This is a genomic window from Bacillus sp. JJ1521 (genome assembly GCF_036965165.1).
Taxonomy (GTDB): domain Bacteria; phylum Bacillota; class Bacilli; order Bacillales; family Bacillaceae_L; genus Ferdinandcohnia.
In genome coordinates this window covers 226-9,462 of sequence record NZ_JBALOX010000199.1, presented here as the reverse complement: position 1 = coordinate 9,462, position 9,237 = coordinate 226, and the positions used below count along the sequence as shown (strand labels likewise).

Genomic DNA, 9,237 nt, shown 5'->3' with positions numbered 1-9,237 from the left:
CCCTAGTATCGGTCCGGGTAAAAGGATCAAAAATGTATATTTCCAACCAATAATCGATTCAATAAATGGTACAAGAAAGATAACAATAATTGTAAGGACATATCCAATAGCTAATTGAACTGTTAAAGTTGATCCCACATAACGCTGGTCGGCATACTCAGTGATGAGCACCGAGAATTGAGCTGAGTCAGCGATAATACTTACTCCCCAGATGATACCTAAAATGGCAATAACCCATGGCGGACTACCGAAGAAAAATCCAATTGTTAGAGTAATTGTTCCGGAAATACCTAATGACCAAAGTGTCACTTTTTCATGGCCAATTCGATCAGCGAAAACACCGCCAAACCAAGCACCAAAAAGTCCGGAACCAATCACTACAAATGTTATAATTGAAGCCAGCGTTGAAAAAGTGCTTAACCCGCTTGTTTTAAAACTCTCGGCTAAAAATAATCCAAACCAGGTCCACATTGCGTATAGCTCCCACATATGGCCAAAATAACCAAAGTTTGCAAGGCGTACCTTTTGATTTTTAAAAGCACGGGGAATGGCTTTTGGATCAAAGGCTCCAGTTGGCAATGAAAAGGGACCAACCTTGACAAAAAGCATGAAGATTCCGGATAAAATTGAACTCAAACCCGTTATCGTTAAAACCAGCTCCCATGAAGAAATACCAATTCCTTTGAATATATGGGGGGCAGCGGAGCCAAGTGTGAGTGCACCCACGACTACCCCTAATGCCATCCCACGCCTGAGTCGAAACCAAGTGGATACAAGCTTCAGACCTGGTCCGTATACACCGGACAAGGCAATTCCCGTGACAAAACGAAAAGTCAATACAACCAACAAGCTATTTGCGAATACAGCTATTAATATGGTCGAGACTCCCGCTAGTACCCCTGACCAAAAGAATAAAATATGTGGCTTGATGCGATCTGGTAGATTCATAAATGCCGAGACCAAAGAGCCAATAATAAACCCTAAATTGACCATGATGGTGATATAGCTTACCTCGTTTTTGCTTAAGTCCCATAACTCCATTATAGTTGGTAACACTGCCGTCATCGAAAACCAAGTTGTCATTGTGCCAAGCATAGCAAGTGATAACAAAACTAACTTGTTTGTGTGTTTTTTTCCATATTCTAAAGTTTCAGATTCGCTCCTATTCATCCAATGCAGCAGTATACGTGACCGCCGTACCCTCTAGGCATATTTCATCGTCCTGATTTCGTACAGTCGTTTTGATTTTACAAATTGGCTTATCATCACGAACTTCAAGAATCTCAACTATTCCCGTGACGGTATCACCGACATAGACTGGCTTTTTAAAATCCCATTGTACTGTTAAAAAAACAGACCCTGGTCCTGGCAGATTTTCTGCAACAATGGCATTTAAAATACCAGTTGTTACACCACCTTGTACAATCAACCCTCCAAATCGTGAAGCTTCTGCGGCCTTTTTGTCGGTATGAAGCGGATTTCTGTCACCTGTCATTGCACTAAAAAGTTCAATATCTGCTAAACTAATTTCCTTAACAATTTCCGAGTAGTCTCCTGCTTTAGGTTGATCAAAACGGCATTTCGTCCATCCATTCATGTTTTTCGCTTCGCTCATTTCAAACACTCCTCCTGAAGAATTGTTAAACTTCGATCAGTATAGCTGTTCCTTGACCTCCGCCACCACAGAGAGTTGCAATTCCTTTTCCTCCACCACGGCGTTTTAATTCATACGCTAATGTAAGCAGAAGACGAAAGCCACTACCACCAAGCGGATGCCCTACTGAGATGGCACCACCATTGACATTAACCACATCAAACGGGATACCTAAATTCCTTTGACTTGCAATTACCACTCCTGCAAAGGCCTCGTTGATTTCAAATATATCGATATCCGAAATCTTTAATCCCGTGCGATTGAGCAATGCTTGAATCGCATTAGCTGGCTGAAGATGTAACGAAGTATCAGGACCTGACACCGTTGCCCAATCGATTATTGTTGCAAGCGGTTTGACTCCAAGTTTTTCAGAGTTTTCTAAGGTTGATACAATGCCAGCACTTGCGCCATCTGACATTTGGCTTGCGTTACCAGCTGTGATTGTGCCCCCTACTTCGATTGGTCTCAGTTTGGCTAATTTTTCAAACGATGTTCCCGGTCGTACTCCTTCGTCTTTTTGTAAAAAATTTTCAACTGCAACAATTTCGTCTGAAAAAATTCCTTTTTCCTGCGCATTTGTCGCACGTATTTGGGAAATTTCGGCGTACCGGTCCTGTTCTTCTCTTGTAATGTTCAACTCAGCATTTGATTTTTCTGCAATCTCAAGCATTGATCGATCTGAAAGTGAGCACCAAAGACCATCATTCAATGTATCGTAAAGGGAGACATTCCCCATCTTTTTCTGATTTCGAATCACAGATGTATGGGGGGCATTTGTCATCGACTCAAAACCGCCGACAATGTAGGTCTCCCCTTCCCCTCTCTCAATTCTTCGCGCAGCATCGACTACTGTCGCTAACCCTGCAATACAGACACTATTTAATGTGATCGCAGGGATTGTTAAATCTAAGCCCGACTTTACAGACACTTGTCGGGCTGGATTTTGTCCTTGCCCCGCTTGTATGACCTGAGACATGATGACCTCATTGACTTTTATCTCAGGCACACGTTCAAGAAGCTTTGTAACAACGATTCCACCAAGGTCTACCGCTGTTTTTGCTGATAAAGCCCCCATAAATCGACCAATTGGAGTTCGACAGCCATCAAGCAATACCGCTTTTTTCACCAAACATCACCCCTCATTTTTGAAAAAAGGTAACCAATGGGCACCACATCTTTGAAAGTGAACTTGTAGTGGTAAGCCAATTGCTAGTTTATTTCGATCATCAATTAACAAATGACTAAGCATTGTCGGACCTTCCTGTAACTCTACTAATCCAACAATAAACGGAGTTGCTATCTTCCAACCAGGATGTCCTGGTGTGTGCACGATTGACCAGGTCTTTAATCGTCCTCTCTTAGATGCCTTTTCCCAGGTGAGATTTCCACTCCAACAGGATGGGCAATGCGAGCGAGGGTAAAATACAAACTCCTTACAGTCTGAGCATTTTTGCAATATGAGTTCCTTTCTTGCAACTGCGTTCCAAAATGGCTCTGAAATGGGTGTTACTGTTGGACCTGGGACTAATAAGCTTTCATAAACTACTGTCATGATCCCGCCCCCAATACTAATGCCGTTATTTCACTCATGGTGGCACCGTTTCCTGTCACTAATGCAAGCCGCGCATTTGGGATTTGACGCCCATATGCCTCATGTCTTAGCTGACGAACCGCTTCAATAATATGTGACATCCCTCCTGCTAAATCCGCCTGACCGAAACCAAGCTGTCCACCATGTGTGTTTAATGGAAAATCACCATTATGATCAAACGACTGATCCTTCATCCACTCACCAAATTGTCCAGGCTTACAAAGCCCTGCATTTTCAATTTGGTTCGCTACAACGCTTGTATAGCAATCATATAAAGACAGTAAGTCCATTTCCTGTATATCAACCTTTGCTTGTTCAAGCGCATAAGCGATCGCATATTTAAAAGGAGAATCCGCTAGTGGCGGTGACTGGCTGACGGCACGATGCGTTAATTTTTCACCAGCCCCAAATAAGTAAACGGCTGGTTTTGGAATTTTTTTTGCTGCTTCTACAGAAGTCACTACAAACGCAGCGCCACCAGCAACCGGCATAACAATTTCAAATAAATGAAGCGGATCTGCAATCAAAGGTGAATTCAAAACATCTTTCACAGATGCTGGCTTTCCATAAAAAATGGCTTCCGGATTGTTTTGCGCATTATGGCGGGCCCAGTAGGCAATTTGTGCAAATTGTTCCTGGGTCGAGCTATACTCTGCCATATGACGCTGTTTTAATAATGCATAGGACGTATTTGCACCAGAAGCGCCGAATGGAACATCGAATTCTCGAATGGGATTTCTATTTGGTGATCTTGGACCTGTTTTCACTCTTTCATTTGTATTTGCAAGCACGCAGACGACTGCTTCACACATGCCCATACGAATGGCTGCTGCAGCTCGCCAAAGCATTCCAGCACCTGATGCACCACCAAGGTCAACGACATTACCCATTTTCACCTTAATTCCTAAATATTCAGTAACAGTTGCTGGAACATGCTGAGGTGTCTCACCTACCTGCGGTCCAACTAACAGACCATCGATTGCATCTTTTTCAAGTCCAGCATCTTCAACAGCCTTTTTCACTACTTCAGCAATCATCCCTAAAGTGGTCTTTCCTTCTGTGTACCTTACAGGTTTCAATTCGCCAATTCCCACAACCGCTGCCAATGGTTCACGTTTTTTTAAAATCATAAAAATTCCCTCATAGATAAATTTTCATATTCAGCTAAACAATGTGGATTAATGATTGAGCCTTTATTTTTAACTGGCATGCCTTCGACGACGGAACGAACCGCCCCTTCAACTTTTTTGCCATTTAAAGTATATGGGATTTCTTTTACTTGAAAAATTCGTTTTGGTATATGTCTTGGGGAAGCTTTCATTCGTATATCATAACGAAGTTGTTTAGCGAACTCTAATTTCATCTCTTCATTCATTACTAGACATAAGACAACCTCTTCATCACCATCAACCTTCATTCCAAACACAATTGAATCTTTAATTTCAGAGAATTGGTCGATAACACGATAAATTTCCGCAGTGCCTATGCGTACACCACCAGGCTTTAGTGTTGTATCCGTACGGCCATAAATAATGACCGTTTCATCAATCGTTTGTTCAGCTAAATCACCATGAACCCATATGCCCTCTCGTTCCGCAAAATACGTATCAAAATATCGTTGATCCCCACCCTCACCCCAGAAGGTGATCGGCATGCTTGGGAAAGGTTCAGTACATACTAAATTTCCTTTTTGATGAAGAACAGATGCGCCTCGTTCGTCCAAAACATCAACTGCCATCCCAAGCGTTTTGCATGTAATTTCTCCCTTCCGAACTGGATGAATCGGAGATCCCATTACAAAACACCCTAATATTTCAGTACCTCCAGAACAAGATGCAAACAACATATCTTCTTTAATATTTTGATAAACCCATTCAAAGTGTTCAGGTGAAACAGGCGCACCGGCAGAATACACCCCGCGGATGTGGCTCATATCATGTAAGTTTTCAATACTATAGGAATTCTTCATCATGATGTCTAGCAACTTTGGACTTAATCCAAAATGATTTATTCCCACTCTTTCTGCGATCTTCCAAAGAAATCCTAGATCATCCTTTAGTACGGCCGCACCGTCATAGAGTAAGAGGGTTGCCTCGCTCGCAAGACCAGAAACCAACCAATGGTACATCATCCAAGCACTATTCGTATACCAAAACATAACATCCCCTGGCTTCACATCACAATGCAATTGATGTTCAGTAACATGCTTCAGTAACGAACCGCCTACAGAATGGACAATTGCTTTTGGTAGTCCGGTTGTACCAGATGAATAAAGAATGTATAAGGGTGAATCAAACTCAACTCGCTCAAAATGTGGCACTTTTGCATCATTAAGAGTTAACTCACCCCAAGTGATAACATTTACATTCTTATCTTCAGGCAAAAATTGAGCAGCTTCTAGTGTTACAATAGTAGAGATTCCTTCCATTCTTACTAACACTTCTTGAATCTTTTCATTAAGATCAAATTTTTTACCGTTATATTGATAGCTTAATGAAGCAATAAGTACCTTTGGCTTTACCTGACCAATGCGATCCACAATTCCTTGAGCACCAAAATCAGGTGAACATGTAGTCCAAATAGCTCCTATTGATGCAGTTGCTAGCAAACCAACGAGCCCTTCAATTCCATTCGTGACAATCCCAGCAACTCTGTCCCCTTTCGAAACACCAAGTGAACGTAAGCCTGCTTGTGCTTTTGCAACATTGGTACGAAGCTGTTCCATTGTTAATGCGCGTGTAACCCCATCTTCCGTTGCCTCAATGATTGCCTGACGTTTTCCATCTCCACGTAATAGATTTTCAGAAAAATTGAGTTTTGACTGGGGAAACCATTTCGTTCCTAGCATCTGTCTGTCATCAGGCGGAATTAGAATGTCATTACCTTTTTCTCCAATTATGTCTGTATAGTCCCAAATCGCTGACCAAAATTCGGTAGGATATGCGTACGACCACTTGTGAAAACGCTCATACTGAATAGGCCACATCCCTACCCGCTTCGCAAATGCGGTGATATTCGCGTTGCTAATCCATTCCTCACTAGGCTCCCAAAGTATAGTAGGTTCAATTTTCACATTTTCTAAAATCATCAAGTACCTCCTTGTTAAATTCCAAATTCATAAGAAGCAGATCTTCTGTATCACTTAGTATTAAATAACTCAATTGAATAGTTGTGATATTACATTATTATGGGAACTATCAAATTATGCTAAAGTTAAGGAAGTTTTATTCAGAAGGTTTTTAATAATCTGTCTATAGCTATTGACAATAGGGTGGTTTTCGAAGGCTATTTTTTGTATGAATTTTTGTCTTGTTAAAAAGTTGGAATCTTTGAAATTCACTGACATATAAATTAATCAATCATTAAATTGAATGATTTAATAAAAGATTTTAATTTATACACATTAAAGGAGGGAGAATAAATGATCAAAATGGAAGAGTAACTCTATACAAGTTCTCAGTATTAATTTTGCAATGGAGGCCTCTTCTATAAAGAGAAATAATGTATGAGTTACCTTTTTTTTAAAAAGAATATCTTAAATTTCTAAATTAGCAACAAAGTACTCTTGACTTTTGTAAGAATGAGTTTTCCTGACCAATAAAAAACACAAGGAGGTAAATGAATGCTAACGAAAAAAAATAACGGTCTTTCTCAGGAACAAAAAAAAGTAGCATGGGCTAGCTTCATGGGTACTACTATTGAATGGTACGACTTTTATCTTTATGGAACTGCGGCCGCCCTAGTCTTCCCATTACTTTTTTTCCCAAATCTAGATCCCTTAGTTGGAACTATGGCTGCATTTGGCTCTTACGCTGCGGGGTTTATCGCTCGTCCAATTGGAAGTATGATATTTGGGCATTTTGGAGACAAAGTCGGACGAAAAAAAATGCTTACCATTTCTCTCTTGCTGATGGGGGTAGCCACCACCTTAATGGGGGTGCTTCCAACATATAATTCAGTTGGCTTATTAGCTCCGCTATTAATTAGTCTATTACGAATTGTTCAGGGATTTGCAGTTGGAGGAGAGTGGGGTTCAGCAGTTGTAATGTCTGTGGAACACGCTCCACCAAATAAAAGAGGACTTTTTGGAAGCTTTCCTCAAATGGGGGTACCTGCCGGACTACTTTTATCAACCCTTGCGTTTTCAATAGTATCCAATAGCATGTCTAATGAGTCATTTTTGGTTTGGGGTTGGCGTATTCCATTTTTATTGAGTGCTTTATTGGTCGTTATAGGACTTTATGTTCGATTAAAGGTGAGCGAATCACCAGCATTCCTAGAAGTAGCAAAGAATAATCAACAAGAAAAAAATCCTGTTCAAACTGTACTAAGAGAACAGAAAAAGCCTTTATTCCTAACTATTGGCATGAAGCTATTACAAAATGCTGTATTTTATATCTATACAGTATTTGTCCTAAGTTATATTGCAACCACACTAAAACTTGATAATTCTGTTGGATTAAACGCAGTAATGATCTCCTCCGTTATTGGATTAGCCACTCTTCCTCTTTGGTCGCATTTATCTGATAAGATAGGTCGAAAACCAGTTTACTTGTTTGGTACTATCGCTTCAACCCTGTTTGTATTTCCATTTTTCTGGATGATGAATACAGGTTCGATATTATTAATAACCATTGGAATTATTATCGGATTGAATATTTTACATGATGCTGTTTATGGGCCTCAAGCTGTATATTTCTCTGAACTTTTTGGTACAAAGGTACGCCTTAGTGGTGCATCAATTGGTTACCAAGTAGGCGCTATCATTGCAGGTGGATTCTCCCCCCTTATTGCTACTTATTTACTTGCGAAATTCGATGGTCAAAGCTGGCCAATCGCGGTTTATTTAAGTGTACTTGGAATATTAAGTATTATATCGACTATTATTGCTCGCGAAACTTTCCGTGATTCTCTATCGTAAATTAACCCGAAAAAACTAGTATGTTAATGTTCGGACTAGGGAATGGATAATTCTCTAGTCCTCCCAAAAAATATTAAATGGGTTTCAGTATCAGGCTGCACTACCCTACTCCCCCTTCAACTGCTCAAACAATCTCCCTACATTCGTAACGCCAACATTTTTGTATTTTCCTAGAATGACAAGTTCCTTGGGAAGTTGTCCGACGGTATGGATTCCGTCCTCATTTAATTGCCTGATGAGGCTCGGTATACCAGTAAATTCTTCTTTGGTAAGTGGAATATTTTTAAGTGCATCCGTTAAGATGATGTAATCTGATCTATAAAATAAAAAGAGTTCTCCCGGTCTTTCTAGGGTTATCTTTCTACGGTTTTTTTCCTCTTCGATGAAGTTTTTTAGTTCTTCGAATAATTGCTTGTCATTGTTTTCGTTAAATCGTTTCACCTGCTTGTGCAAGTCTTCAAGATTACTAGGCAATTCGCTCATGATCCGTGCCTGCTGCTCTGCACCTAGTCTAATTAAAAAGGTCTCGGACTTCTCAAAACGTTGTGGCAATAAGAAGGCATCGCGAAGAAAATAAGGAATTTCAAGAGTTTCTCCTCTAAATTCAACCGTACGAATGGTTGTGTAGCCCGGCTCCACATTTGTTTCTGGAGTGATAGCTGTTGTAACAGCAACCTCTTCCTGAGCTTTTTTACCCTCCGTCTCCTTTTTCATCGAAGCAAGTAATAATTTCTCCAGTGATTTCAAACGAAGCTCTAATTCAGTGATATCATAAGGTGCTTCCTTCGGCGTGGTTGGATCTTGATATTCCGGAACCACGATAGATAATTGGGTATACACTTCGACATACCATCTGACAATTTTGTAGATTGCTTCCCAAGATATAAGTGCTTCGGAAAATCGAAATTTCCGTTTATCATGTGAGGCTTGGTTGCCTAGTTGACGAACTAAATGAAGGGCATCTGTTACTTCTGTTGTTAGGATCCCCTCTTGTTCCAAGATTGTCATTCTTTCCTTTAAAGTTATACGTGGATCTTCCTTCATTTTTTCAAATCCCATCACTTGTTGAAG

Annotated in this window: 8 protein-coding genes; 1 reads left to right on the top strand and 7 read right to left on the bottom strand. The window is 40.4% G+C overall.

All coding sequences use genetic code 11. The features are described 5' to 3' along the window. The 6 genes from V7147_RS21740 to V7147_RS21715 form a co-directional block, all read right to left on the bottom strand. A partial coding sequence (locus V7147_RS21740) for an MFS transporter (protein WP_335369897.1) occupies nt 1-1,170 on the bottom strand: 1,170 nt, incomplete at its 3' end. After that, nucleotides 1,163-1,615, bottom strand: a complete 453-nt coding sequence (locus V7147_RS21735) for a MaoC family dehydratase (protein WP_335369896.1) — start codon at nt 1,613-1,615, stop codon at nt 1,163-1,165. The genes V7147_RS21735 and V7147_RS21740, both read right to left, overlap by 8 nt. A 25-nt stretch (nt 1,616-1,640) precedes the next feature. Further along, nucleotides 1,641-2,780: an acetyl-CoA C-acyltransferase gene (locus V7147_RS21730; RefSeq protein WP_335369895.1), complete on the bottom strand. Its 1,140-nt coding sequence runs from the start codon at nt 2,778-2,780 to the stop codon at nt 1,641-1,643. A gap of 6 nt (nt 2,781-2,786) precedes the next feature. Next, nucleotides 2,787-3,206, bottom strand: a complete 420-nt coding sequence (locus V7147_RS21725) for a Zn-ribbon domain-containing OB-fold protein (protein ID WP_335369894.1) — start codon at nt 3,204-3,206, stop codon at nt 2,787-2,789. Further along, nucleotides 3,203-4,375 (bottom strand): thiolase family protein, encoded by a 1,173-nt coding sequence (locus V7147_RS21720; protein ID WP_335369893.1) that lies wholly within the window; start codon nt 4,373-4,375, stop codon nt 3,203-3,205. The genes V7147_RS21725 and V7147_RS21720 overlap by 4 nt, the downstream gene beginning before the upstream one ends. Next, nucleotides 4,372-6,333, bottom strand: a complete 1,962-nt coding sequence (locus V7147_RS21715; RefSeq protein ID WP_335369892.1) for an acetoacetate--CoA ligase — start codon at nt 6,331-6,333, stop codon at nt 4,372-4,374. Before V7147_RS21715 ends, V7147_RS21720 begins: the two co-directional genes overlap by 4 nt. Before the next feature lie 534 nt (nt 6,334-6,867). On the opposite strand from V7147_RS21715, the gene V7147_RS21710 reads away from it, so the two are divergent. Beyond that, complete coding sequence (locus V7147_RS21710; RefSeq protein WP_335369891.1) at nt 6,868-8,166, top strand: MFS transporter; 1,299 nt, start codon at nt 6,868-6,870, stop codon at nt 8,164-8,166. A gap of 105 nt (nt 8,167-8,271) precedes the next feature. On the opposite strand, the gene V7147_RS21705 is transcribed toward V7147_RS21710, so the two are convergent. Next, a partial coding sequence (locus tag V7147_RS21705; RefSeq protein ID WP_335369890.1) for a DUF4145 domain-containing protein occupies nt 8,272-9,237 on the bottom strand: 966 nt, incomplete at its 5' end.

What these genes read in the sequence shown, in the direction of transcription:
- V7147_RS21735 (WP_335369896.1), bottom strand. Translation starts at nt 1,615, where the DNA reads ATGAGCGAAGCGAAAAACATGAATGGATGGACGAAATGCCGTTTTGAT.
- V7147_RS21725 (WP_335369894.1), bottom strand. Translation starts at nt 3,206, where the DNA reads ATGACAGTAGTTTATGAAAGCTTATTAGTCCCAGGTCCAACAGTAACA.
- V7147_RS21720 (WP_335369893.1), bottom strand. Translation starts at nt 4,375, where the DNA reads ATGATTTTAAAAAAACGTGAACCATTGGCAGCGGTTGTGGGAATTGGC.
- V7147_RS21715 (WP_335369892.1), bottom strand. Translation starts at nt 6,333, where the DNA reads ATGATTTTAGAAAATGTGAAAATTGAACCTACTATACTTTGGGAGCCT.
- V7147_RS21710 (WP_335369891.1), top strand. Translation starts at nt 6,868, where the DNA reads ATGCTAACGAAAAAAAATAACGGTCTTTCTCAGGAACAAAAAAAAGTA.